Annotated in this window: 22 protein-coding genes, 1 tRNA gene and 1 rRNA gene (1 of these 24 only partly in view); 20 read left to right on the forward strand and 4 right to left on the reverse strand. The window is 37.7% G+C overall.

The annotated features are described in order from the left end of the window. Positions 1 to 2,515: ribosomal RNA gene (locus BHF70_RS00085) — 23S ribosomal RNA — on the forward strand (it extends 370 nt beyond the left edge of the window). Between the two features lie 63 nt (positions 2,516 to 2,578). Next, positions 2,579 to 2,651: transfer RNA gene (locus BHF70_RS00090), tRNA-Trp, on the forward strand. A gap of 131 nt (positions 2,652 to 2,782) precedes the next feature. Here BHF70_RS00090 and BHF70_RS12400 read toward each other — a convergent pair. Next, a complete protein-coding gene (locus tag BHF70_RS12400) occupies positions 2,783 to 2,953 on the reverse strand; it encodes a hypothetical protein (protein WP_158024860.1) in 171 nt (56 codons plus the stop codon). 164 nt (positions 2,954 to 3,117) lie between these two features. Between BHF70_RS12400 and BHF70_RS00095 the strand changes: the two genes are divergently transcribed. After that, positions 3,118 to 3,789, forward strand: a complete 672-nt coding sequence (locus tag BHF70_RS00095) for a C40 family peptidase (protein WP_075758353.1) — start codon at positions 3,118 to 3,120, stop codon at positions 3,787 to 3,789. 90 nt (positions 3,790 to 3,879) lie between these two features. Continuing rightward, positions 3,880 to 4,749 (forward strand): radical SAM protein, encoded by an 870-nt coding sequence (locus BHF70_RS00100; protein WP_075758354.1) that lies wholly within the window; start codon positions 3,880 to 3,882, stop codon positions 4,747 to 4,749. Between the two features lie 76 nt (positions 4,750 to 4,825). On the opposite strand, the gene BHF70_RS00105 is transcribed toward BHF70_RS00100, so the two are convergent. Further along, entirely contained in the window at positions 4,826 to 5,635 is an 810-nt protein-coding gene (locus tag BHF70_RS00105) for a histidinol-phosphatase HisJ family protein (protein WP_075758355.1), read from the reverse strand. A 134-nt stretch (positions 5,636 to 5,769) separates the two neighbouring features. On the opposite strand from BHF70_RS00105, the gene BHF70_RS00110 reads away from it, so the two are divergent. From BHF70_RS00110 to BHF70_RS00155, 10 genes are all read left to right on the forward strand, one after another. Then, positions 5,770 to 7,446 (forward strand): Na/Pi cotransporter family protein, encoded by a 1,677-nt coding sequence (locus BHF70_RS00110; protein WP_075758356.1) that lies wholly within the window; start codon positions 5,770 to 5,772, stop codon positions 7,444 to 7,446. A 200-nt stretch (positions 7,447 to 7,646) separates the two neighbouring features. Next, complete coding sequence (gap, locus tag BHF70_RS00115; RefSeq protein WP_075758357.1) at positions 7,647 to 8,663, forward strand: type I glyceraldehyde-3-phosphate dehydrogenase; 1,017 nt, start codon at positions 7,647 to 7,649, stop codon at positions 8,661 to 8,663. A gap of 173 nt (positions 8,664 to 8,836) precedes the next feature. Next, positions 8,837 to 10,042, forward strand: coding sequence for a phosphoglycerate kinase (locus BHF70_RS00120; protein ID WP_075758358.1), 1,206 nt, complete (start codon positions 8,837 to 8,839; stop codon positions 10,040 to 10,042). 89 nt (positions 10,043 to 10,131) lie between these two features. Continuing rightward, positions 10,132 to 10,878 (forward strand): triose-phosphate isomerase, encoded by a 747-nt coding sequence (tpiA, locus tag BHF70_RS00125; RefSeq protein WP_075758359.1) that lies wholly within the window; start codon positions 10,132 to 10,134, stop codon positions 10,876 to 10,878. A gap of 350 nt (positions 10,879 to 11,228) precedes the next feature. Next, positions 11,229 to 11,918, forward strand: coding sequence for a hypothetical protein (locus tag BHF70_RS00130; RefSeq protein ID WP_075758360.1), 690 nt, complete (start codon positions 11,229 to 11,231; stop codon positions 11,916 to 11,918). A 30-nt stretch (positions 11,919 to 11,948) separates the two neighbouring features. Continuing rightward, entirely contained in the window at positions 11,949 to 12,638 is a 690-nt protein-coding gene (locus BHF70_RS00135; protein ID WP_075758361.1) for a FadR/GntR family transcriptional regulator, read from the forward strand. A gap of 222 nt (positions 12,639 to 12,860) precedes the next feature. Beyond that, positions 12,861 to 13,649 (forward strand): electron transfer flavoprotein subunit beta/FixA family protein, encoded by a 789-nt coding sequence (locus tag BHF70_RS00140; RefSeq protein WP_075758362.1) that lies wholly within the window; start codon positions 12,861 to 12,863, stop codon positions 13,647 to 13,649. Positions 13,650 to 13,665: 16 nt separating this feature from the next. After that, positions 13,666 to 14,859: an electron transfer flavoprotein subunit alpha gene (locus tag BHF70_RS00145; RefSeq protein WP_075758363.1), complete on the forward strand. Its 1,194-nt coding sequence runs from the start codon at positions 13,666 to 13,668 to the stop codon at positions 14,857 to 14,859. A 3-nt stretch (positions 14,860 to 14,862) separates the two neighbouring features. Then, positions 14,863 to 16,266 (forward strand): FAD-binding oxidoreductase, encoded by a 1,404-nt coding sequence (locus BHF70_RS00150; RefSeq protein WP_075758364.1) that lies wholly within the window; start codon positions 14,863 to 14,865, stop codon positions 16,264 to 16,266. A 93-nt stretch (positions 16,267 to 16,359) separates the two neighbouring features. Further along, a complete protein-coding gene (locus BHF70_RS00155) occupies positions 16,360 to 16,728 on the forward strand; it encodes a RidA family protein (protein WP_075758365.1) in 369 nt (122 codons plus the stop codon). 117 nt (positions 16,729 to 16,845) lie between these two features. Here BHF70_RS00155 and BHF70_RS00160 read toward each other — a convergent pair whose 3' ends face one another. Together BHF70_RS00160 and BHF70_RS00165 are read right to left on the reverse strand one after the other, a co-directional pair. Next, entirely contained in the window at positions 16,846 to 17,487 is a 642-nt protein-coding gene (locus BHF70_RS00160; protein WP_075758366.1) for a helix-turn-helix transcriptional regulator, read from the reverse strand. Between the two features lie 121 nt (positions 17,488 to 17,608). Continuing rightward, complete coding sequence (locus BHF70_RS00165; RefSeq protein WP_075758367.1) at positions 17,609 to 18,532, reverse strand: alpha/beta fold hydrolase; 924 nt, start codon at positions 18,530 to 18,532, stop codon at positions 17,609 to 17,611. A 189-nt stretch (positions 18,533 to 18,721) separates the two neighbouring features. Between BHF70_RS00165 and gpmI the strand changes: the two genes are divergently transcribed. The 6 genes from gpmI (at position 18,722) to smpB (ending at position 25,150) form a co-directional block, all read left to right on the forward strand. Continuing rightward, on the forward strand, positions 18,722 to 20,263 hold the full coding sequence (gene gpmI, locus BHF70_RS00170) for a 2,3-bisphosphoglycerate-independent phosphoglycerate mutase (RefSeq protein ID WP_075758368.1): 1,542 nt from the start codon (positions 18,722 to 18,724) through the stop codon (positions 20,261 to 20,263). A gap of 99 nt (positions 20,264 to 20,362) precedes the next feature. After that, positions 20,363 to 20,668, forward strand: a complete 306-nt coding sequence (locus BHF70_RS00175) for a hypothetical protein (RefSeq protein ID WP_075758369.1) — start codon at positions 20,363 to 20,365, stop codon at positions 20,666 to 20,668. Positions 20,669 to 20,821: 153 nt separating this feature from the next. Beyond that, positions 20,822 to 22,132 (forward strand): phosphopyruvate hydratase, encoded by a 1,311-nt coding sequence (gene eno / locus BHF70_RS00180; protein WP_192846083.1) that lies wholly within the window; start codon positions 20,822 to 20,824, stop codon positions 22,130 to 22,132. A 90-nt stretch (positions 22,133 to 22,222) separates the two neighbouring features. After that, positions 22,223 to 22,459: a preprotein translocase subunit SecG gene (secG, locus tag BHF70_RS00185; protein ID WP_192846084.1), complete on the forward strand. Its 237-nt coding sequence runs from the start codon at positions 22,223 to 22,225 to the stop codon at positions 22,457 to 22,459. Positions 22,460 to 22,548: 89 nt separating this feature from the next. Further along, the gene (gene rnr, locus BHF70_RS00190) at positions 22,549 to 24,717 is read left to right on the forward strand and encodes a ribonuclease R (protein ID WP_075758371.1); all 2,169 of its coding nucleotides are present in this window, start codon (positions 22,549 to 22,551) and stop codon (positions 24,715 to 24,717) included. Next, a complete protein-coding gene (gene smpB / locus BHF70_RS00195) occupies positions 24,680 to 25,150 on the forward strand; it encodes an SsrA-binding protein SmpB (protein ID WP_075758372.1) in 471 nt (156 codons plus the stop codon). Before rnr ends, smpB begins: the two co-directional genes overlap by 38 nt. The last annotated feature ends 20 nt before the right edge of the window (positions 25,151 to 25,170 follow it).

A 25,170-nucleotide genomic window follows, 5' to 3' on the forward strand; every position in this document is an offset into this window, starting at 1 on the left:
TCCGAAATCCCAAGCCGCCCAGCAGGATCCAGAGTACCACGAGACACGAGAAACCTTGTGGGAATGAGCGGGGACCACCCCGTAAGGCTAAATACTGCTCAGTGACCGATAGCGCATAGTACTGTGAAGGAAAGGTGAAAAGTACCCCGGGAGGGGAGTGAAAGAGAACCTGAAACCCTGTGTCTACAAGCTGTGGAACCACTGTAAATGTGGAACTGCGTACTTTTTGTAGAACGGTCCGGCGAGTTACCCCGGCCGGCGAGGTTAAGGACTTAAGGTCCGGAGCCGAAGTGAAAGCGAGCGTTAATAGCGCGTATAGTCAGCCAGGGTAGACCCGAAACCGGGTGACCTATCCATGTCCAGGTTGAAGCTTCCGTAAGAGGAAGTGGAGGACCGAACCCACATCCGTTGAAAAGGGTGGGGATGAGGTGTGGATAGCGGAGAAATTCCAATCGAACCCGGAGATAGCTGGTTCTCCTCGAAATAGCTTTAGGGCTAGCCTCATGAGAGTCTGCTGGAGGTAGAGCACTGAATTGCCTAGGGGGCGTCAAAGCTTACCAAAGCATATCAAACTCCGAATGCCAGACAGATGGTTCATGGGAGTCAGACCATACGAGATAAGTTGGATGGTCAAAAGGGAAAGAGCCCAGACCCACAGCTAAGGTCCCAAAGTGCGTGTTAAGTGGAAAAGGATGTGGGGATTCGAAGACAACTAGGACGTTGGCTCAGAAGCAGCCATTCATTGAAAGAGTGCGTAATAGCTCACTAGTCGAGAGTCCCTGCGCCGAAAATGTCCGGGGCTGAAACACGACACCGAAGCTTGGGAATGCGAATGCATTGGTAGAGGAGCATTGCATGAGGGATGAAGCCATACCGAAAGGAGTGGTGGACTTCATGGAAGAGAGAATGCCGGAATGAGTAGCGAGATGAAGGTGAGAATCCTTCAGGCCGAATATCTAAGGTTTCCAGAGTAAAGCTGATCTGCTCTGGGTAAGTCGGGACCTAAGGCGAGGTCGAAAGACGTAGTCGATGGATAACAGGTTGAGATTCCTGTACCACATATGGACAGAACTGTGGGGACACAGACAGGGAATGGAATCCGGGAATGGAGAGCCCGGAGCAAGCGAGGTAGGAGTCAGGCTGGCAAATCCGCCTGATGATCTGAAGACGTGATGCGTACCGAACATAAGTAGGGAAGTCCAGGCCCCTGGCTGTCGAGAAAAGCCGCTATCGTTTCATATGTGCCCGTACCGTAAACCGACACAGGTGGATGAGGAGAGAATCCTAAGGCCGACGGGAGAAGTGTTGTTAAGGAACTCGGCAAAATGACTCCGTAACTTCGGGAGAAGGAGTGCCATGAGAGTGGCCGCAGAGAAATGGCCCAAGCAACTGTTTAGCAAAAACACAGGTCTATGCAAAACCGAAAGGTGAAGTATATGGGCTGACGCCTGCCCGGTGCTGGAAGGTTAAGGGGAGAGGTTAGCGCAAGCGAAGCTTTGAACTTAAGCCCCAGTAAACGGCGGCCGTAACTATAACGGTCCTAAGGTAGCGAAATTCCTTGTCGGGTAAGTTCCGACCCGCACGAAAGGCGTAATGATTTGGGCACTGTCTCAACAACACACCCGGTGAAATTGAAATACCAGTGAAGATGCTGGTTACCTGCGCCAGGACGGAAAGACCCCATGGAGCTTTACTCCAGCTTGATACTGGGATTCGGCATGATATGTACAGGATAGGTGGGAGACTGAGAAGTAAGGACGTCAGTCCTTATGGAGTCGCTGTTGGGATACCACTCTTATCATGTTGGATTTCTAACCATCGGCCGTGATCCGGCCGGGGGACAATGTCAGGTGGGGAGTTTGACTGGGGCGGTCGCCTCCGAAAGGGTATCGGAGGCGCTCAAAGGTTCCCTCAGAATGGTCGGAAACCATTCGAAGAGTGCAAAGGCAGAAGGGAGCTTGACTGTGACACCGACGGGTGGAGCAGGTACGAAAGTAGGACTTAGTGATCCGGTGGTATAACGTGGGATTGCCATCGCTCAACGGATAAAAGCTACCCTGGGGATAACAGGCTTATCACTCCCAAGAGTTCACATCGACGGAGTGGTTTGGCACCTCGATGTCGGCTCATCGCATCCTGGAGCTGTAGCAGGTTCCAAGGGTTGGGCTGTTCGCCCATTAAAGCGGTACGCGAGCTGGGTTCAGAACGTCGTGAGACAGTTCGGTCCCTATCCGGCGCAGGCGGAGGAAATTTGATAGGAGCTGTCCTTAGTACGAGAGGACCGGGATGGACGGACCGCTGGTGTATCTGTTGTACTGCCAAGTGCATGGCAGAGTAGCCAAGTCTGGAAGGGATAAACGCTGAAGGCATCTAAGCGTGAAGCCCCCCTAAAGATAAGATTTCCCATACCATAAGGTAGTAAGACCCCTTGAAGACTACGAGGTTGATAGGGCAGAGGTGGAAGTGTAGCAATACATGGAGCTGACTGTTACTAATCGGTCGAGGCTTTAACCAGAGAAGGCAGAGTGAGGGATGACTTGCAAGAGATCTTGTATGATGTTTTGAAGGCACATTAAATAGGGGCATAGTTCAGTTGGTAGAATAACGGTCTCCAAAACCGCAGGTCGAGGGTTCGAGTCCTTCTGCCCCTGCTAAGAAGTCTAGGAAATAAATTATTTCTTAGGCTTTTTTCTTTTGTAGAAATTTGTGAAAGAAGATATTTTTCCAACGTTAAATGGAAAAAATATTATGAGAGGCTGCCTAAGCAGCCTCATACATACTATTACCAAGGCCAGATATCTCTGTCACGTCTATCTCTGTGCCTATCGAATCTATCATCTCTACGATGATCTTCATGTCTTTCTCTGCGATCGTCACGACGATCACGATCATGATGACATGGGGGACATGGCGGGCAATCACGCCTGCGGCGTTCATCAAAATTATCAGGCATGTAGAAACCTCCTTTTTGTTATAAATATGAATTATAAAACATATTGTGATAAAAAAGAAAAAATGTTACATAAATGTTACAAAAACTCTTTACAATAATTATAAAATATGATATTATTCAATAAAACGTAACAAAAATGTAATAAATTTAACAGAGGAAAAAGCATGGGAAAACAAATGAAAAAAGTTGTAATAATTATTCTGACTTTTTTACTTATATTTACAGCAACTGTTTCAACGTATCCTCAGCAGGAAGTTGCAGCAGCATCTGGTTATAGCGGAAAGATTTTTCGCCACTGGTGTAAATTAAGAACAAAAAAGTCAAAAAGTTCAAAGACAATAATGAAATTAAAAACTGGAACAAAAGTAACAGTTCTTTCAACAAGTGGTCAATGGAGAAAAATTAAAGTAAAAGGGAAAACAGGATATGCATTAAAAAAATATGTTTATATAAATACCAATGCACCACGATTAACTGGGAGTACCTATAATAAAGGGAAAACAGTTGCATCTTTTGCCAAACGTTTTGTAGGAAACCCATATCGCTGGGGTGGTACTAATTTAAACACGGGTGCGGATTGTTCTGGATTTGTAAAGAGCGTTTACAAGGCTTTTGGGTATAGTCTTCCAAGAACTTCTTCATCGCAAAGAAAAGCAGGAAGAAAAGTGTCTTATAAGAATATTCAACCAGGAGATATCATCTGTTATAGTGGACATGTGGCCATTTATATTGGAGGAGGGAAAATTGTTCATGCCAGTACAAAAAGTACTGGAATTAAAATTTCCTCTAATGCAAAATATAGAAAAATATTATCGGTAAGAAGAATTGTAAAATAAGAATCAGATTTTATCTGGTTCTTTTTTTATTGCTCAAATAACAGTAGTCAGATATAATAACAGCAAATCATATAAGGAAGTAGGAATGATATGAGATATGAAGGAATGATTTACAGACCTCCCAGTGAGGCGTACAGTTTGATTTTACAGGTGACAATCGGATGTAGTCAGAATCAATGTATGTTTTGTAATATGTATAAAGAAAAAATATTTCGAATTAGAAAGATAGAAGAAGTTTTAGAAGATCTTGCAGTAGCCCGGGTGACTTATCACCAGGTAAACAAAATTTTTCTGGCAGATGGAGATGCTCTGATCTGCAAAACAGATTATCTGAAAACTATTCTTGAATATATTCGAATGAATTTTCCAGAATGTTATCAGGTTACTTCTTATGCATCACCAAAGAGTGTACTTTTGAAGAATACAGAAGAATTAAAATTATTACGTCAAAGTGGACTTTCTATGGTATATTTAGGACTGGAATCAGGAAATACAGATGTATTAAAATTTATGAAAAAGGGTGTTTCATCAGAAGAAATGATAGAAGCATCTAAGAGGATTCATGATGCTTCTATTAGTCTTTCGGTTACTGCAATTTCAGGATTGGGCGGAAGATATTTATGGAGAGAGCATGCAGAGGATACAGGAAAAGTGCTCTCCATGATGAAACCGGAATATGTAGGACTTCTTACACTAATGATAGAGGAAGATATGCCATTATTTAATGAGATAGAAAAAGGAAAATTTCATTTAATGAGTCCATACGATATTTTAATAGAAACAAAAAAAATGTTGCAGAATATGGATTGCCCAGGATGTATTTTCAGATCCAATCATGCCTCTAATTATTTAAATTTGAGAGGAACATTGAATGATGACAAAAGAAGAATGATTTCTTTGCTGGACGAAGCAATAGAAGGTAATATTCCTCTCAAATCTGAATGGGGAAGAGGTCTCTAAAAAGAAAAAACATCCCTTATTTATGTGTCGAATTGCAGAATAAGGATAATAATAAGAACTAAAAATACACTGAAAGTTATAATTTCAAAAATTCCGGTTTCTGATTTCTAAAAATTGTGTAATAACGAACACCAAGAGAAGATAAATACTCTGGCAATCTGTGAAAATCAAAGGCAATATGTTCTGGACAATGTCCATCAGAACCGATGGTAAGAATTTTACCACCAAGTTCTAAATATCTTTGAAGTATTTCATAATGTGGATTAGGATTAGCCATTCCGTATTTCCATCCTCCGGTATTTACTTCGATTCCTTTTCCATCAGAAATAATCTGTTTTAATATTGCATCAAGAACATCATAATAATCAGCGTATCGAAAATGAAAATCCTGATCTTTAATGTATCTTGCAGCATAATCCAAATGCCCATAAACACAGTAATTTTTATAGTTCCTAACATTGTGTAAGATATCTTCAAAATAGTGTTCTAATCCTTTTTTTGAGGGATAAGTTTCAAAATAAACAGGTTCATATGGATCCATATTGTCAATAATATGGGAAGACCCAATAATAAAGTCAAAGGAATCCTTTAAAGAAAAATCAGCACATTTATCTAGAGTCTGTGGCATAAGACCTAATTCAATTCCATAATTAATCTCAATCTGGTCTTTATATTTTTCTTTTAAATTAAAAAGTCTATCCTTATAAGAAGAAAGATCTACCAAAAAATCAAAATTGTCAGGATTATCAGGATAATCTATATCATGGTGTTCTGTAAAACAAATGGTTTCAAGATTCAAAGAGATTGCCTGACGGATCATAGATTCCATGGGAGCCTCAGAATCAGAGGAAAAACTGGTGTGTAAATGGTAATCTGCTTTTATCATAAATAAACTCCTTTTTTGTATTTATAATGATATTATGATACAAATGTAAAAATAAAGAAAGATATATGTAAAAAGTTCTTTAAATTTTTTCTGCGGTTTGATAAGATATAAAATGAACACAGGAGGATAGAAAAATGAATACACTAACACATGTCGGTAATTTATTTGCATTCATTGGCGGACTTGGAATGTTTCTTTATGGAATGGATATTATGGCATCCGGTCTTCAAAAAGCAGCCGGTAATAAGATGAGAGAACTATTAGGATATCTTACTAATAATCGTTTTCTCGGAGTATTGGTAGGTGCACTAGTAACAGCCATAATTCAGAGTTCATCTGCAACAACAGTCATGGTTGTAGGTTTTGTTAACGCAGGAATCATGAACTTGACGCAGGCAGCGGGAGTAATCATGGGTGCCAATGTTGGAACAACAATTACAGCATGGCTTGTATCAGCAAATGAATGGGCTGGAGCTCTAAAACCAGACTTTTTTGCACCGCTTATTTTAGGTATTGGAGCATTTATTATTACATTTTCCAGCAGACAGAAGTTAACGCAAAAGGCAGAAATAGCCGTTGGATTTGGTATTTTATTTATTGGACTTTCATCCATGTCAAGTTCCATTGGTATGTATCAGGACAGTCCGATTTTTTATAAAGCGTTTCAGGTACTTGGAAATAATCCATTTCTTGGGATTTTAGTCGGAGCATTGGTAACAGCCATAATTCAGAGTTCATCAGCGTCTGTAGGTATTTTACAAACGCTGGCTATGCGAGGAATCGTAAACTGGAGATCTGCTGTCTTTATTACACTTGGACAGAATATTGGTACATGTATTACAGCACTTTTATCCAGTGCAGGAGCAAATAAAACGGCAAAAAGAGCGGCAACTATTCATTTGCTGTTTAATGTAATGGGTGCGGTTATTTATGGAATTATTATGACTATTTTCTTTGGAATTTTTAATGATTTAGCATTACAGCATATTTCCGGTACACAGATTTCAATATTCCATTCAATATTTAATATATCAATTACGATTCTGCTTTTCCCATTTGCAAATGTTCTGGTCAAAATTTCCGGACTTATTATACATGAAGATGCGATAGAGGAAGATGATGATGAAGAAGTGGAAGAAAAAGTTCTTCGGCACCTGGATCCTCGTATTTTGGAAACACCATCATTTGCAGTAGAAAATGCAGTAAAAGAAGTTGTACGTATGGGTGGCATTGCTTTGGGTAATTTAAACAGAATTATGAAGGAAGCAATGAAAGATGAGCCAAGTCAGAAAAAAATTGATAAAGTTTTTCATAATGAACAGGTTATCAATCATTTGGAAACCATGATCACAGGTTATCTTGTTAAAATCAGTCAGCTTGCATTGACAGACAAACAGACTGTAGTTGTTAATAATCTCTTTGACACTATTACAGATATAGAACGTGCGGGAGATCATGTGGAGAATATTGCAGAGTATTTACAGGAAATGAAAGAAGGAAAATCTCATTTTACAAAACAGGCTCAGGAAGAGCTGAAAGAAATGACGGAATATGTGAAAAATGCACTAAATCATGCTATTTGCTCTATTGAAAATGACAGTATAGAGGAAGCTCGCATCGCCACTGAAAATGAAGAAAAAGTAGATAAATTGGAAAAGAAGCTTCGTAAAAGTCATATTCAAAGGCTGAAAACGGAATCATGCGTTCCAGAAGTGGGAGTTTTCTATTTGGATATTATATCAAGTCTTGAACGAATATCAGATCATGCGGATAATATTGCAGGTTATGTTTTAAATCAGAATGATAAATAAAAATGTCAGAATATATAAAGATAATACCTGTAAAAATTTGTTGAAATTGTACAAAAGAATTATATTGTATACATGATAAAATTCTTAAATTTCCCTTGAAATTTTTAGGTGTATTGTTTACAATAAAAAAGAAGTTTGTCAATAGATTAACATTTGGCAAATCCATCAAATTAATTAATCAAGACTTAGGAGGAATTGAGATGGCAGTAAAAGTAGCAATTAACGGATTCGGACGTATTGGACGTCTTGCATTTAGACAGATGTTTGGAGCAGAAGGATATGAAGTTGTAGCAATCAACGACTTAACAAATCCTAAAATGTTAGCTCACTTATTAAAGTATGATTCTGCACAGGGAAAATATGCTTTAGCTGATACAGTAGAAGCTAAAGAATCTTCTATCGTTGTAGACGGTAAAGAAATCGAAATCTATGCAGAAGCAGACGCAACAAAACTTCCATGGGGAGACCTTGATGTAGACGTAGTATTAGAATGTACAGGATTCTATACATCTAAAGAAAAAGCATCTGCTCATATTACAGCAGGAGCTAAGAAAGTTGTTATTTCTGCGCCAGCTGGAAATGATCTTCCAACAATCGTATACAATGTTAACCATGACACATTAACAACAGATGATACAGTTATTTCTGCAGCTTCTTGTACAACAAACTGCTTAGCTCCAATGGCTAAAGCATTAAATGATTTTGCAGCTATTCAGTCTGGAATCATGTTAACAGTACATGCTTATACAGGAGATCAGATGACTCTTGACGGACCACAGAGAAAAGGTGATTTAAGAAGAGCTCGTGCTGCTGCAGTTAACATCGTACCTAACTCTACAGGTGCTGCAAAAGCTATCGGATTAGTTATTCCAGAATTAAATGGTAAATTAATCGGATCTGCTCAGCGTGTACCAGTTCCTACAGGATCTACAACAATCTTAACAGCAGTTGTTAAAGGTGATAACGTTACTGTTGACGGAATCAACGCTGCAATGAAAGCTGCTGCTACAGAATCTTTCGGATACACAGAAGAAGAATTAGTATCTTCTGATATCGTAGGAATCACATATGGTTCTTTATTCGATGCAACTCAGACAATGGTTACTGAAATCGGTGATGGATTATATGAAGTTCAGGTTGTATCTTGGTATGACAATGAAAACTCTTACACAAGCCAGATGGTAAGAACAATCAAATACTTTGCTGAATTAGCTTAATTTGAACAATTTTTGAGGACATGCCTGTAGTAATACAGTGTGATAAGACTCAACGAGGGTCCGGTCTTTTTGGACCGGATCCTCTTTTTTTTAATCAGAATTGCAAATATTTATATTTATATAGGTTGCAATTCTGACCTAATCCAGGAAAATCTTAGGAGGAAACACGAAACATGTTAAATAAAAAATCTGTAGATGACATTAATGTAGCAGGAAAGAAAGTTTTAGTGCGTTGTGATTTTAACGTACCTTTAAAAGACGGAGTAATTACAGATGAAAACCGTCTGGTAGCAGCTCTTCCAACAATCAAAAAACTGATTGCTGATGGTGGAAAAGTAATTCTTTGCTCTCATTTAGGAAAACCAAAAGGAGAACCAAAACCAGAATTATCTCTTGCACCTGTTGCAGTACGTTTAAGTGAACTGTTAGGTCAGGAAGTAAAATTTGCAGCTGATGACAATGTTGTTGGTGAAAATGCAAAAGCAGCTGTTGCTGAAATGAAAGACGGAGAAGTAGTTCTTCTTCAGAATACTCGTTACAGAGCTGAAGAAACAAAGAACGGTGAAGAATTTAGCAAAGATTTGGCAAGTCTGTGTGACGTATTTGTAAATGACGCATTTGGTACAGCTCATAGAGCACACTGTTCTAACGTTGGTGTTACAGAATATGTTGATACTGCTGTAGTGGGATACTTAATGCAGAAAGAAATTGATTTCTTAGGAAATGCAGTTAATAATCCAGAAAGACCTATGGTTGCTATTTTAGGTGGAGCTAAAGTTGCAGACAAATTAAAAGTTATTGATAACCTTCTTGAAAAATGTGATACATTAATTATTGGTGGCGGAATGGCTTATACATTCTTAAAGGCTAAAGGATATGAAGTTGGAACTTCTCTGGTAGATGATGAAAAAATCGACTACTGTAAAGAAATGATGGATAAGGCAGAAAAATTAGGAAAGAACCTGTTCCTGCCTGTTGATACAACAATCGCAAAAGAATTCCCTAATCCAATTGATGCGGAAATCGAAGTATCTGTTGTACCATCTGATGAAATTCCAGCTGACATGATGGGACTTGACATTGGAACAGAAACAGCTGCTAAATTTGCTGAAGCAGTTAAAACAGCAAAAACAGTTGTATGGAATGGACCAATGGGTGTATTTGAAAACCCTATCCTTGCAAAAGGAACTATTGCTGTTGCAGAATCATTAGCAGAAACAGAAGCAACAACAATTATTGGTGGAGGAGACTCTGCAGCTGCTGTTAACCAGTTAGGATTTGGAGATAAGATGACACATATCTCAACAGGTGGTGGAGCATCTCTTGAATTCTTAGAAGGAAAAGACCTTCCAGGTGTAGTAGCAGCAAACGATAAATAGTCATTTAGCATTTAAGTATTTAATGAGAATAAATACAATTACCATATAAAAGTACAATATTAATATTTTAAGAAAGAAGGATAAGTCTCATGCGTAAAACAATCGTAGCAGGAAACTGGAAAATGAACAAAACTCCAAGTGAAGCAAAAGCTTTAATTGAAGAATTAAAACCATTAGTAGCAAGTGAAACTTCTGATGTAGTATTTTGTGTACCAGCTATTGACATTCCAGCAGCTATTGAAGCAGCAGAAGGAAGCAATATCTCTATCGGTGCAGAAAACATGTACTTTGAAGAAAGTGGAGCTTATACAGGAGAAATCGCTCCTAACATGTTAACAGATTTAGGTGTTAAATATGTTATTCTTGGACATTCTGAAAGAAGAGAATACTTTGCTGAAACAGATGAAACTGTAAACAAAAAAGTATTAAAAGCTTTTGAACATGGAATTACACCAATCGTTTGCTGTGGTGAAACTCTTGCTCAGAGAGAACAGGGAGTTACAATTGACTTTGTACGTCAGCAGATTAAGATTGCATTCCAGGGAGTTACAGCTGACCAGGCTAAAACTGCTATCATTGCATATGAACCAATTTGGGCTATTGGAACTGGAAAAGTTGCAACTACAGAACAGGCTCAGGAAGTTTGTGCAGCAATCCGTGCTTGTATTGGTGAAGTATATGATGAAGCTACAGCAGAAGCAATCCGCATTCAGTATGGTGGATCTGTATCTGCAGCTAGTGCTCCAGAATTATTTGCTCAGCCAGATATCGATGGAGGATTAGTTGGTGGTGCATCATTAAAACCAGACTTTGGAAAAATTGTAAATTATAAATAATTTTGATTAATTGATGATGGGTCCCGTAGATACGTTAATCCGCGTATTTACGGGATTTTCTTTTTATGACTCTATATCAGATGAGGGATGACTCCCGCCTCTGTAGGCGGTGAGCAACAATTATGTATCAGTGGCAGGTTTCAATCCCCCCATCTGATATACGCTCCGCGAGGATGCGCAGGAATTCGGATTGGAAGTATGTCTGCTATGCAGACCCGAATTCCGCGCCAAGACTCGCGAGCGAGTCTTGAATCTTAAGTAAAGGATGTATTTAATTTGAGGATATGATAAAATGAAATAAAAGGGGAATCGTATTGATTTATAATCAAGGGAAATGAGGAGAAAAAGAAATGTCATTTTTTGATATGAATGGAGATGGAAAAAAAGATATATGGGATGATATGATAGAAAAAAAGGTCATAGGAGATATATATGAAACGGATGAAAAAATCATATCTGAAACAGTAAAACCCCAAAGGGACTCATTAGGTCTTAGAATATACAATAGTGTATTAATATGTTTTGTTATTGGATTGTGTGCAGTTGTTCCATTGATGCTCTTGCTTATTATATGGCTTAGCAGTCCAAGATACATGATTCCCATATATTTTGTGTGGATGTTATCAACAATAGGATATATATATTTTGGAGAAAAATCAGAAGGAAGGGATTATTTTACCATAGCACTGATTTTTGCTCTAGCATTTACATATGTCTTGATAAAAACTATAATAATTGAAGAGATAACATGGGAACTTTTACATATGTTATATGTTGTGCCCGCATGTTGCATTCCTGCATGGGGATATTTAGGCGTGAAATTATTAAAAATAAAAAAGCCTTATGTTTTGGAAGCCAGGAAGGAAAAAAAGGATGAAGAGAAGGAACCATGGTATTTCAGTTTTCCTGCAGCTATAATTTTCTTAATTATTATGTTTTGGATTACCATTAGAATGAATAATCCTCCCCAATGTGCAGAAGAGGGGTGTTATAGAGATGCGAAAATGGGAAGCGAGTACTGTTATTTGCATGAAGAATAAAAAACTATAGAAATGAAGGGAAATGATATCATGGAAAAAGAGAAAAAAGCATATGAGATTGTTATGGATCATATTAAACAGAAGATCATGAATGAGGAGCTTGTTCTTGGAGAAACTCTCCCACCAGAGAGAGAATTATCAGAACAACTGGGTGTCAGTAGAAATTCTGTTCGTGAAGCATTAAAGATCCTTAGTGTTGTTGGTGTTATTTCCAGTAAACATGGTGCGGGAAATTATATCTCCTGTGATTTTGAATCCTATCTGGTAGATACAATGTCTATGATGTTCAGGTTAAATGAGCTGGATTATGAACAGGTTAATCAGCTTCGTATTGGTCTGGAGATGCAGGCCTATGCACTTGCCATAAAGAATGCAGAAGATGAAGAAATTATGAGGATGAAGGAATATGTTTTAAAACTGGACCAGAGTAAAGATGTTGATGAAAAAACAATGCTGGATAAAAAAATTCATTATGCAATTGCAAAGGCCTCAGGAAATATATTAATTTTGCATATTTTAAATGCGTTATCAAAGGTTATGGATGTGTTTATCAAAGATATGCGTCGTGAAATTTTAAGAACCGAAAGGCGTAAGGGTATGTTGCAGGAAGCACATAAAGAAATGGTGGAATGTCTTATGAAAAGAGATTTAGTTAATGGACAGAAGGCAATGATACGTCACTTTGATATGATTAATAAAATTATTAACAAAGAATTGTAAGGATATGTGAGTAAATCAACATATCCTTTGTTTAATTTTAACAAAATTATAAGAAGATACTAGACAAAAATAGTAATATTGACTATAATAAAACACAGAAATTGGTACTACCAATATAAAAATTAAAATCAGATGCGCGGAGACATCTTTATTTTTTACCATTAAAATTGGTACTACCAATATAGAGAAATGTGAAAAAGTGTTTAAACAGGAGGGAATATTATGGATATTTTAGTATGCATCAAGCAAGTACCGGCTTCCAACAAAGTAGAAGTAGACCCGGTAACGGGGGTGCTATTAAGAAACGGAGCAGATTCTAAAATGAATCCATATGATCTGTATGCATTGGAGACTGCATTACAGATTCGGGAGAAGACCGGAGGAACAATCAGTGTAATTAGTATGGGACCGCCACAGGCAATGGCAGTTATTCGTGAAGCTTTTGCTATGGGAGCAGATAAAGGGGCGTTGCTATCTGATCGTAGATTTGGCGGAGCTGATGTGCTGGCAACCAGTTATACTCTGGCACAGGGTATTCGGAAAATGGGAACATTTGATTTGATCCTATGTGGAAAGCAGACAACAGATGGAGATACGGCTCAGGTTGGATCCGAGGTTTCAGAATGGCTGAATATACCAAGTGTTTCAAATGTTAAAAAAATAAAAGACATCGATTCCAATGGAATTACCATTGAGATGGATCTTCCAAATGAGCTGGAAATTGCAAAAGTTTCTTATCCATGTTTATTGTCAGTGGATAAAGATATCTTCCAGCCAAGACTTCCATCTTATGTGAAAAAAACAGAGACAAAAGATAGGGAAATAGAAGTTTATTCTTTGGATGATATGGAAGACACAGATGAGACTCATTATGGTTTGAACGGTTCACCAACTCAGGTAAAACGCATTTTCCCACCAGAGACAAATGATCATAGAGAAGTATGGAATGAGAATAGCGACGTAATTGCAGATAAATTATTTCATATGATCTCAGAATTAAAATTTATTTAAAAAGGGGGAGAAAGCGATGGCAAAATTAATCATTCATCAGGAAAAAATAAAAGATCCTAAAGAGTTAACAACAATCTGTCCTTTCGGAGCTATGGAAGAAAAGGATGGGAAAGTCAGTATCAATGCTGCATGTAAAATGTGCAGACTGTGTGTAAAAAAAGGTCCGGCAGGTGCTGTAGAGTATGTAGAAGAAAAAGAAAAGAAAACCATTGATAAAAGTCAATGGAATGGAATTGCTGTATATGTGGATCATGTTGACGGAGAAATTCATCCAGTTACATATGAATTAATTGGAAAGGCAAGAGAATTGGCGGCGGTCATTAAACATCCGGTTTATGCTCTTTTTATGGGAAGTAAAATAAAAGAAAAAGCGGAAGAATTACTTCACTATGGAGTTGATAAAGTTTTTGTATATGATAATCCTCAACTGGATCGGTTTAAGATTGAACCATATACAGCGGTATTTGAGGATTTTATTGAAAAACAGAAACCATCTGCCATTTTAACAGGTGCAACAACGGTGGGAAGACAGCTTGCTCCAAGAGTTGCGGCAAGAATGAAGACAGGACTGACAGCAGATTGTACTATTCTTGAAATGGATAAAAATACAGATCTTTCTCAGATTCGTCCGGCTTTTGGCGGAAATATTATGGCACATATTCTGACACCAAATAACCGTCCACAAATGGCAACAGTGCGTTATAAAGTTATGAATGCACCAGAGCGTATGGAAGAGACAAGTGGAGAGATTATTTCATGTGAGATCGATGAAGAGAAACTGAAATCCAATGTGGAGGTACTTGATATTGTATTGAAAGAACAGGAGCAGTTTATTGAATCAGCAGATGTACTTGTTGTTGCCGGACGAGGAGTAAAAAAAGAAGAAGATCTTGCAATGATTCAGGAGCTGGCGGATCTTATGAAGGGTCAGCTGGCATGTACAAGACCATTGGTAGAAGCCGGATGGGTGGATGCAAAACGCCAGGTTGGATTAAGCGGAAGAACGGTTCGTCCTAAATTAATTATTACATGTGGTGTATCTGGTGCAATTCAGTTTGTTGCAGGAATGAATCATTCTGATTGTATCATTTCCATAGATTCTGATGAAAAAGCACCAATTTTCAAAACGGCACATTATTGTCTGGTAGGAGATCTTTACGAAATCATACCAAAGCTCATTGAAAAAGTGAAAGCAGCGAAAGGGGCATAGGATATGGATTATAAGAAATTTGATAAAGCGGATCTGGAAGCAATTCAAAATATTGTAAAGGATTCTGAGAGAATATTATTTGGGGAAAATATCAATGAAGAATATAGCCATGACGAACTAAGTGGTACCAAGAGTTATCCTGATGTAGTTGTAAAAGTATTATCTTCTCAGGAAATATCAGAAATTATGAAATATGCTTATGAAAACAATATTCCGGTAACGCCAAGAGGTGCAGGAACAGGTCTTGTTGGTTCTTCTGTTGCTATGGAACATGGTATTATGCTGGATTCCAGTCTGATGAACCATATTCTGGAGCTGGACGAGGAAAATCTGACGATCACGGTTGAACCGGGTGTTCTGCTTATGGAATTATCAGCCTTCGTTGAAGAACATGATTTATTTTATCCGCCAGATCCAGGGGAAAAATCTGCAACCATTGGTGGAAATATCAGCACCAACGCAGGAGGAATGCGTGCAGTAAAATATGGAGTCACCAGAGATTATGTACGTGGACTGGAAGTGGTACTTCCAAATGGAAATATTGTTGAATTTGGAGGTAAGGTCGTAAAAAACAGTTCCGGATATTCACTGAAAGATCTGATGATAGGTTCAGAAGGAACCCTTGGATTCATTACAAAAGCTATATTAAAATTGCTCCCTCTGCCGAAAAAGGCAATTAGTTTATTGATACCTTTTCCTACTCTTAAGCAGGCAATTGATACAGTGCCGCTAATAATTAAATCAAAAGCAATACCAACAGCCATTGAATTTATGCAAAGGGAAGTCATTATTGATGCAGAAGAGTATCTTGGGAAAAAATTTCCTGATTCCCAGTCGGATGCATATCTTCTGCTAAAGTTTGATGGAAATTCAACAGAAGAGATTGAGGCAGCATATGATAAAGTAGCAAAACTTTGTCTGGAACAGGGTGCACTGGATGTTCTGATTTCTGATACGGAAGAAAGAGAAGAATCCATCTGGAAGGCCAGAGGAGCATTTCTGGAAGCAATTAAAGGGTCAACTACCTATATGGATGAAGTAGACATGGTTGTTCCGAGAAACAAGGTGAATGAAATGGTAGATTATCTTCATAATCTGCATACAGAAGTAGATATCCGAATTAAAAGTTTTGGTCATGCAGGAGATGGAAACCTTCATTCTTATATTCTGAGAGATGATTTAAGCCAGGAGGAATTTGAAAAACGTATGGGAATTGCCATGGAGAAAATATATCGGAAGGCAAAAGAACTTGGAGGAAAGGTATCAGGAGAGCATGGAATTGGTTTTGCAAAGAAACCATATTTACAAGAGTCTCTGAATCCTGAAACAATTGAATTAATGAATGGAATTAAAAAGGCATTTGATCCAAAAAATATTTTGAATCCTCATAAAGTATTTCAGGCATAGTGTTGAACTTTAATAATTAAGTAATTGTTATAATAAAGTGGATATAGTATAATGGACAAACAGAGTAAAATTTGTAGAAAGCGAGGAGTCAAAATGAACATAATCAGTACAGATAAAGCACCAGGAGCCATTGGACCATATTCACAGGGATACGAAGTAAATGGAATTATTTTTGCTTCCGGACAGATTCCTGTAAATCCTGAAACTGGTGAGATTCCAGAAGGAATTGAAGCTCAGACAGAGCAGAGCTGTAAGAATGCAGGAGCTATCATTGAAGCAGCAGGAAGCGGTTATGATAAAGTGGTTAAGACCACATGTTTCTTGGCAGATATTGCTGATTTTACCGCATTCAATGAAGTATATGCAAAATATTTTGTATCTAAACCGGCAAGAAGCTGTGTTGCAGTAAAGGATTTACCAAAAGGCGTTCTTTGTGAGATTGAAGTTATCGCAGTAAAATAGTCTGGATTGGATAAAATTCTTAATTATCAAAAACCGCTTTTGACTGTAATGAGGGTGAAGCGACTCCTCAAAACAGATCAGAAGCGGTTTTTCATTGTAGTATTTACAGACAAATGCTTATTTATTAATGTCTACATAACTGTAAAGGGTGTATTTTGAGATTCCAAAATATTTTGCTACCTTGTCTCCAGATTTCGTAATGAGAAAAGCACCTGCATCATTTAGAAAATGGATTGCTTTGATTTTATCATTTTTTGTCATTAATGGGACTGGTATTCCAACCAATGCTACAGATTGTTCAATTAATTCATCAAGAAGTTCATTAACATTATGAGTATTTTTCGGAGCATAATTTTTTCTTCTTGAATCAGTATTGCACTCGGTAAGAGAATGGATACTTTTTTCTAAAGCAAGAAGATTGGTAATATCAAAATTAATAGAAAAAATGTAGCGTGGTTTTTCGGTATCATCTTTTATATAGATGGTACTGGATTTAAGTATTCTGCCAGTATCAGTCTTTGTTAAATAGGCTAAATGATCCGTTGGAAGATTATTCATATGACGTATATTATTTAAAACGATACCAGATGATTCGTCACCAATTTTCTTTCCGCTGACGTGTCCATTTTCAATGTGTACAATAGAACATTCTGAAGAGTTATGAGCAATATCCTGAATGATAACTTCGCAATTACTTCCAAATTGGGCGGCTAGACCGGCAGCTATTTGTTTTAATATATTTAATTGAAAATCAGCCATATCAATACCTCCTGATTTAGTTTCATTGTCTTTTTAAATTTATAATAGCAGAATAGTCTGAAAAATCAATAAAAAAAATTAGGTGGAAAAAATCTTTTTGAACAAAAAAGCACTATCATTTTTATATAAGATTATCCATAAAATCAATAATACCGGATTCAACATCGTCTTTGATGTCATTATAATTATGAATTTCATGACGGTATCCGGAATAAACTTTAGTTTTTACTGTGTGTCCTGTGCTGCAGAGCCAATTGGTAACCTGATAAATTCCCTCTGCATATTCGCCGACAGGATCCTGATCACCACCAATATTATAAATAGGAAGAGAGGTCGGGATTTTCTGAGCCCACTGGGTTCCCCTGATAGCTTCCATCATTTGGGTAAAATAAAGCATAGACTGGTTTGTGGTTGGCTTTGTAAAGGCATCAAAAGGATCTTGAGCATGGTCTTTCTGAACATAAGGATCTGCACAGATCCATTCATTTCCGATGGATATTTCACCACAACGCTCGCACATCCATCCCATTAAAGAAACTGTGTATTCAGGATTAGATTCCTTTCCTTTCCCTTCCGCAACTGCCTTTTCCAGTTCTTTGGAAGCTTCTGAAGCTCCGCGGAAAATTCCTGTGGTTCCACATATGGTAATACCAGTCAGGTCATGACCATATTTTGCCGCATAATCTCTGGTAATGAAAGATCCCATGCTGTGACCAAACAGGAAATAAGGAAGATCAGGATATTTTTGACACACAATTTCTTTTAAAGTATGCTCATCCTCCATCATGGTATGGAAACCTTTATCACCCCAGTCACCCCAGGTATCATTCATCATAGCGGTTTTACCATGTCCTACATGGTCATCAGCAGCTACGATATAGCCTGCATCCATGAATTTAACGATCATGTGAAGATATCTTCTGGAATGTTCACCGAAGCCATGGATGATCTGGACAATTCCCTTAGGGTTTGCAGCAGGTACATAAATCCATCCCTGTACCATATCACGTTCATTAAAGGACTGAAAACTTACTTCATGTAACATAAAAAGCACCTCCTAATTCTGTATGAAATTAAACCGAACATAATTATATATTTATTATAACGCAATGATATTGTAATATCTACAAAAGGAGAAGAGTTCTTTTAAATAATATATTGAATTCATTGAAAAAAATCGTTATAATATTAACGGACTATAAAAGGATAATTAATTAAGATAAAGGAGATAAAGATGAGTAAAAAACCAACCGTTCTTATGATTTTAGATGGATATGGATTAAATGACAAACAGGAAGCCAATGCAGTTGCAGAAGCAAAAACTCCTGTTATGGATAAATTAATGAAAGAATATCCGTTTGTTCCAGGAAATGCCTCAGGTATGGCTGTAGGACTTCCAGAAGGACAGATGGGTAACTCTGAAGTAGGTCACTTGAATATGGGTGCAGGACGTATCGTGTATCAGGAACTTACAAGAATCACAAAAGAAATTGAAGATGGAACATTCTTTGACAATGAAGCATTATTAGAAGCTATGGAAAACTGCAAGAAGAATGATTCTGCATTACATTGTTTCGGATTATTATCAGACGGTGGAGTACACAGTCACAATACACATCTGTATGGAGTTCTTGAAATGGCTAAGAGAAACGGACTGGACAAAGTATATGTTCATCTGTTCCTGGATGGTCGTGACACAGCACCTACATCTGGAAAAGGTTATGCTGAAGAATTAGTTGCTAAAATGAAAGAAATCGGTGTAGGTAAGATTGCATCTGTTTCCGGACGTTATTATGCAATGGACCGTGACAACCGCTGGGATCGTGTGCAGAAAGCATACAATGCCATTGTTATGGGACAGGGTAATACAGCAGAAGATGGTGTAGAAGCAATCGCAGCATCATATAAAGAAGATGTAACAGACGAATTTGTTGTACCAACTGTTATTATGGAAGATGGTGCTCCAGTGGCAACCTTAAAAGAAAATGATTCTGTAATATTCTATAACTTCAGACCAGACCGTGCGAGAGAAATCACCCGTTCAATCTGTGATGACAAGTTTGACAGCTTTGAACGTCCAAATGGATATTTTAAAACAACATTTGTATGCTTTACAGAATATGATGTAACAATTCCTAACAAATTAGTTGCATTCCATAAAGTGGAAATCAAGAATACATTTGGTGAGTTCCTTGCCAAGAACGGATTGAAACAGCTTCGTCTGGCAGAGACAGAAAAATATGCTCATGTAACATTCTTCTTCAATGGTGGTGTAGAAGAACCAAATGAAAACGAAGAAAGAATCCTGGTAAAATCACCTGCAGTAGCAACTTATGATCTTCAGCCTGAGATGAGTGCTCCTGAAGTTGGAGAAAAACTGGTAGAGGCAATCAAATCTGATAAATATGATGTTATCATTGTTAACTTTGCAAACAGTGATATGGTTGGACATACAGGAATTGAAGAAGCAGCAATTAAAGCTGTAGAAGCAGTTGATACATGTGTTGGAAACGCTGTAGAAGCAATTAAAGAAGTAGATGGACAGATGTTTATCTGTGCTGACCATGGAAATGCAGAGCAGCTGGTAGATTATGAAACAGGAGCTCCATTTACAGCACATACAACAAATCCAGTACCATTTATTCTTGTAAATTATGATGAAGGTGTGAAATTAAGAGAAGGTGGATGCCTTGCTGATATCGTACCTACATTAATTGAAATGATGGGAATGGAAAAACCAGAAGATATGACAGGAACATCTCTGTTAGTAAAATAATAAAATCATTTTGTAAGACAAAGGCGTCTGTGTGATAACACGGACGCTTTTGTTGCTTTGTATTATGAATACAAACATTTTAATAAAGGAGGTACCACTATGGATGTATATGAAATGTTAGAGGAACTGCAGGAAAAAGCGCTACATGATGAAAAGTTAAAAAGCGCTTTGCTAGCAACAAAGGATGACAAGGAACCCATAGTTGCTTTCTGTAAGATTTGCAGGGAAAATGGTTATGAGATTTATCCTATGGAACTGATCAATGCAGGAGAAGAATTTTATGCCACCATGAGGAGAAGTACTAATGGAGGAGGAGAAAATTCTCCAATGCTAGAAGGTGAAGATGATATGTATGAACTATGCCTTGCAGCATTGGAGAGAAATCAATCTATGGAGTTGTCCTGATATTGCCTGTCATATGAAATAGTATAAAAACTACTGCAGATAAAGAAAAATTATCTGCAGTAGTTTTTTTGTCTTGTAATATCTAAGAAAATACCGTAGATGTTCTTTTTTGTATAGCATCTCATATTCTTGGAAATAATAGCAGTATTATTGATGAAGGATGTGATTTTGTTGAAATATCGTTTGTGTATTGAAAATGTAATTGGCAGAGAAGTGCTGGATTCCAGAGGCAATCCAACGGTTGAAGTTGAGGTGGTACTGGAAGGGGGAGCCAGAGGAAGAGCCATTGTGCCATCTGGTGCATCTACAGGAAAATTTGAGGCACTGGAACTTCGCGACAGAGAAAAACGTTATGGAGGATTTGGAGTAGAAACGGCAGTGAATCATGTAAATCACAGGATTGCAGATCGTTTGATTGGAAAAAATGCTTTAAATCAGATTGAAATTGATGAAATTATGCTGGAAGCAGATGGAACACCTAATAAGGGTAAATTTGGTGCCAATGCTATTCTGGGGGCTTCACTGGCTACAGCAAAAGCGGCGGCAAGCGGACTTGGTATTCCTTTTTATCAGTATCTGGGTGGAAGCTTTGCATGTAAACTTCCGGTTCCTATGATGAATATTTTAAACGGAGGAAAACATGCAGACAATACGGTAGACTTTCAGGAATTTATGATTGCACCGGTAGGTGCGGATTCATTTAAGGATGCGCTGATGATGGGAACAGAAATATATCATAATCTAAAAGGCATTTTAAAATCAAATAATTTAAGTACAGGTGTAGGAGATGAAGGAGGATTTGCTCCAAATCTGGAAAGCTCCGAGCAAGCTTTGGAATTGCTGGTAAACGCCATTGAGACAGCAGGTTATAAACCAAAAGAAGAGGTGGCCATTGCATTGGATTGTGCAGCATCTGAAATTTATGATGAAGATGAAGATGTGTATTTTTTTGCTGGTGAAAGTAAAATGGCAGGAAAAGAAATCAGGAGAAATTCAGAGGAAATGGTACAATACTATGAAAAACTGGTGGAACAATATCCTATTTTCTCCATTGAGGATGGCCTGAATGAAGAAGATATGCCTGGTTGGAAAGTATTGACATATCGGCTAGGTGAAAAGATTCTTCTGGTGGGGGATGATTTGTTTGTTACCAATGTAGGCAGGTTGAGAGATGGAATTCAGGAAGAAATTGCAAACAGTATTCTTATAAAACCAAATCAGATAGGAACACTGACAGAAACTCTGGATGCGGTGGAAGTGGCAAAAAATGCAGGGTACAGAACCATCATATCTCATCGGTCTGGAGAAACAGAAGATACTACCATTGCGGATATTGCAGTTGCGGTAAACAGCGGACTAATAAAAACCGGTGCACCATGTCGTTCAGACAGGACAGCAAAATATAATCAGCTTCTGAGGATAGAGGAACAGTTGGGAAGCAGCAGAAGATATGGACTATGTTAGATTTTTGTAAAACGGGAGTTTTTCTTGCATCTTATTTACTTCTATGTTAGAATAATTCACAGTGAATAGAAGATTATTAGGAGGCATATTGTGAAAACAGCATTAACCGTTATTTTTATCATAGCATCAATTTTATTAATTATATTAGTACTAATGCAAGAAGGGAAAGAAGCCGGGCTGGGTTCTTTAACAGGAGCAGCAGATTCCGGGACATACTGGAGCAAAAACAAAGGACGTTCTAAGGAAGGAACATTAATTAAATTAACAACATTTTTTACAGTTATTTTCTTTGTAACAGCAGCTATTTTATGTTCCAGATTTATTTAAGAAATTTGAGCACTTCTTAAACTTGTTTAAGAGGTGCTTTATTATTCTGTGGGAAATAACGTTAAATTTCCTGATATGGGAGAAATAAGATGACAGATAAGAGATTTGAAAGAAAAAAGAGAATAAAGGCATTAATCTACGATAAACATTATAAACCGATGAAACAAAAAGAAATCGGATATCTGATGCAGGTTGATCCGGATGACAGAGAAGAATTTGTCAGTATCCTGAAAGAACTGGTAGAAGAAGGAAGTATTGAGGTTACAAAACGAGGAAAATATAAACCGATTTCAAAGGAAATCCTGGAAGGGACTTTTACCTGTACACAGAATGGTTTTGGGTTTGTAACAGTGGAAGGCATGAAAGAAGATTTTTATATACATGAGAAGAATATGAATGGTGCTTTTCATGATGACAAGGTTCTGATGGAAGTGCTAAATGATCTGCCAAAGACCGGACGCAGAAAAGAAGGAAAAATCGTCAAGATTTTAGAACGGGGAATAACGACTATTGTTGGAACTCTTCAGAAAAATCAGAATTTTGGTTTTGTTATACCGGATAATCAGCGATTCGACAGTGATATTTTTATTTCCAAAGAAGAATGCAAAAATCTTACCAATGGATTTAAGGTTCTTGTGGAAATTACAGATTATGGAGATGAGAGACATAGTCCTGAGGGGAAAATTATTGAAGTGCTTGGGCATAAAAATGATCCAAGAGTTGATATTTTATCCATTGTGAAAGCATATGGTATTCCCACAGAATTTGATGAGGATGTGCAAAGGCAGGTGAAGCAGATTCCTGATGAGGTTCATGCAGCTGATTATAAAGATAGAATGGATATTCGTGGCTGGCCAACAGTTACTATAGATGGGGAAGATGCAAAAGATCTGGATGACGCTATTACATTGACAAAAAAAGGAGATCATTATCTTCTTGGAGTGCACATAGCCGATGTTTCTGAGTATGTTACAGAATATTCTCCGTTAGATAAAGAAGCGTTAAAACGGGGAACCAGTGTGTATCTTGTAGACAGAGTGATACCTATGCTGCCTTATCAGTTATCCAATGGAATCTGTTCATTAAATGCAGGATGTGACCGGCTGGCATTAAGCTGTATTATGGAGATTGATTCAAAGGGAAAAGTGATAGATTATCAGATTGCTGAGACATTGATCAATGTTGATGAAAGAATGACTTATACCAGCGTGGCTGCAATTTTAGATGGAGATGAGCAGGAGCGAAATCGTTATAAAGATTTTGTGGACATGTTTGAATTGATGAAAGAACTTTCTGATATTTTAAGAGAACGAAGACATGAAAGAGGAAGTATTGATTTTGACTTTCCTGAATCTAAAATCATCTTAAATGAAAATGGACGACCGATTGATATTTTTCCACAAGTACGTAATGCAGCAACAAAAATCATTGAAGATTTTATGCTGTGTGCTAATGAAACTGTAGCGGAAGATTTTTATTGGAGAGAGATTCCGTTTTTATATCGTACCCATGATATTCCTGATGGAGAAAAAATAGACAGATTGCAGGCATTTCTGCAAAATTTCGGAATATACCTTAAAATTAACCGTGAAGAGCTTCATCCAATGGAAGTACAGAAATTATTAACAAAGATTGAAGGAACTCCAGAGGAGCCGTTAATCAGCAGGCTGACCCTCAGATCCATGAAACAGGCAAAATATACCGTACAGTGTTCGTTGCACTTTGGACTTTCAACCAGATACTACTGCCATTTTACTTCTCCGATCCGTCGATATCCGGACCTTCAGATTCATCGTATTATAAAGGAAAATCTTCATGGCGATTTTACAGGCAAACGATATGCTCATTATGAAGGAATTTTACCTAAGGTGGCAGAACAGACATCCAAAACGGAACGTCGTGCAGATGAAGTAGAACGTGAAGTGGAGAAATTGAAAAAAGCAGAATATATGAAAAATCGCATCGGGGAAATACACAAAGGTGTTATTTCCGGAGTCACAGGATGGGGTATTTATGTGGAACTGCCTGATACGGTAGAAGGAATGGTTCATGTATCTACACTTCCTGGAGATTATTACTATTATAATGAAGCTACCTATTCTATGATTGGGGAAAGAACAGGAAAAGAATTTAAACTGGGTCAGCATGTAACAATTAAAGTCAAGGGAGTAGATATGCTCCTTAAAAATATTGATTTTGAATTAGTGGAGGATGAGGAAAATGGCCAAAACCAGTGGGACAAAACTAATTGCAAATAATAAAAAGGCAAGACATGATTATTTTGTGGAAGATGCTTTTGAAGCAGGAATTGTACTGCATGGAACAGAAGTGAAATCTTTACGTATGGGGCATTGCAGCATAAAGGAAGCTTTTATTGGTATTGAAAAAGGGGAAGCATACATCCACCAGATGCATATCAGTCCTTATGAAAAGGGAAATATTTTTAATAAGGATCCCCTTAGAGTGCGTAAGCTTCTTCTACACCATTCTGAAATATCCAAAATGGTAGGACAGATGAAACAAAAGGGATACACACTGATTCCATTGAAAGTATATTTTAAAGGAAGTCTGGTAAAAGTTGAAGTAGGTCTTTGTCGTGGAAAGAAATTATATGATAAGCGACAGGATATATCAAAAAGGGATCAGCTTCGTGAAGCACAAAGAGATTTTAAAGTACGTAATTTTGGTTAAACCGGCTGTTGCTTGACAGG

It is taken from the genome of Anaerostipes sp. 494a (assembly GCF_001940315.1).
Classification (GTDB): Bacteria; Bacillota; Clostridia; order Lachnospirales; family Lachnospiraceae; genus Anaerostipes; species Anaerostipes faecalis.

Coding starts and splice junctions, on each gene's coding strand:
- BHF70_RS00120 (WP_075758358.1), top strand. CDS start 8,837: ATGTTAAATAAAAAATCTGTAGATGACATTAATGTAGCAGGAAAGAAA.
- gap (WP_075758357.1), top strand. CDS start 7,647: ATGGCAGTAAAAGTAGCAATTAACGGATTCGGACGTATTGGACGTCTT.
- BHF70_RS00110 (WP_075758356.1), top strand. CDS start 5,770: ATGAATACACTAACACATGTCGGTAATTTATTTGCATTCATTGGCGGA.
- BHF70_RS00150 (WP_075758364.1), top strand. CDS start 14,863: ATGGATTATAAGAAATTTGATAAAGCGGATCTGGAAGCAATTCAAAAT.
- BHF70_RS00105 (WP_075758355.1), bottom strand. CDS start 5,635: ATGATAAAAGCAGATTACCATTTACACACCAGTTTTTCCTCTGATTCT.
- BHF70_RS00100 (WP_075758354.1), top strand. CDS start 3,880: ATGAGATATGAAGGAATGATTTACAGACCTCCCAGTGAGGCGTACAGT.
- BHF70_RS00160 (WP_075758366.1), bottom strand. CDS start 17,487: ATGGCTGATTTTCAATTAAATATATTAAAACAAATAGCTGCCGGTCTA.
- rnr (WP_075758371.1), top strand. CDS start 22,549: ATGACAGATAAGAGATTTGAAAGAAAAAAGAGAATAAAGGCATTAATC.
- gpmI (WP_075758368.1), top strand. CDS start 18,722: ATGAGTAAAAAACCAACCGTTCTTATGATTTTAGATGGATATGGATTA.
- smpB (WP_075758372.1), top strand. CDS start 24,680: ATGGCCAAAACCAGTGGGACAAAACTAATTGCAAATAATAAAAAGGCA.
- BHF70_RS00135 (WP_075758361.1), top strand. CDS start 11,949: ATGGAAAAAGAGAAAAAAGCATATGAGATTGTTATGGATCATATTAAA.
- BHF70_RS00130 (WP_075758360.1), top strand. CDS start 11,229: ATGTCATTTTTTGATATGAATGGAGATGGAAAAAAAGATATATGGGAT.
- BHF70_RS00175 (WP_075758369.1), top strand. CDS start 20,363: ATGGATGTATATGAAATGTTAGAGGAACTGCAGGAAAAAGCGCTACAT.
- BHF70_RS00165 (WP_075758367.1), bottom strand. CDS start 18,532: ATGTTACATGAAGTAAGTTTTCAGTCCTTTAATGAACGTGATATGGTA.
- BHF70_RS00155 (WP_075758365.1), top strand. CDS start 16,360: ATGAACATAATCAGTACAGATAAAGCACCAGGAGCCATTGGACCATAT.
- BHF70_RS00140 (WP_075758362.1), top strand. CDS start 12,861: ATGGATATTTTAGTATGCATCAAGCAAGTACCGGCTTCCAACAAAGTA.
- BHF70_RS00145 (WP_075758363.1), top strand. CDS start 13,666: ATGGCAAAATTAATCATTCATCAGGAAAAAATAAAAGATCCTAAAGAG.
- eno (WP_192846083.1), top strand. CDS start 20,822: ATGAAGGATGTGATTTTGTTGAAATATCGTTTGTGTATTGAAAATGTA.
- BHF70_RS12400 (WP_158024860.1), bottom strand. CDS start 2,953: ATGCCTGATAATTTTGATGAACGCCGCAGGCGTGATTGCCCGCCATGT.
- BHF70_RS00095 (WP_075758353.1), top strand. CDS start 3,118: ATGGGAAAACAAATGAAAAAAGTTGTAATAATTATTCTGACTTTTTTA.
- tpiA (WP_075758359.1), top strand. CDS start 10,132: ATGCGTAAAACAATCGTAGCAGGAAACTGGAAAATGAACAAAACTCCA.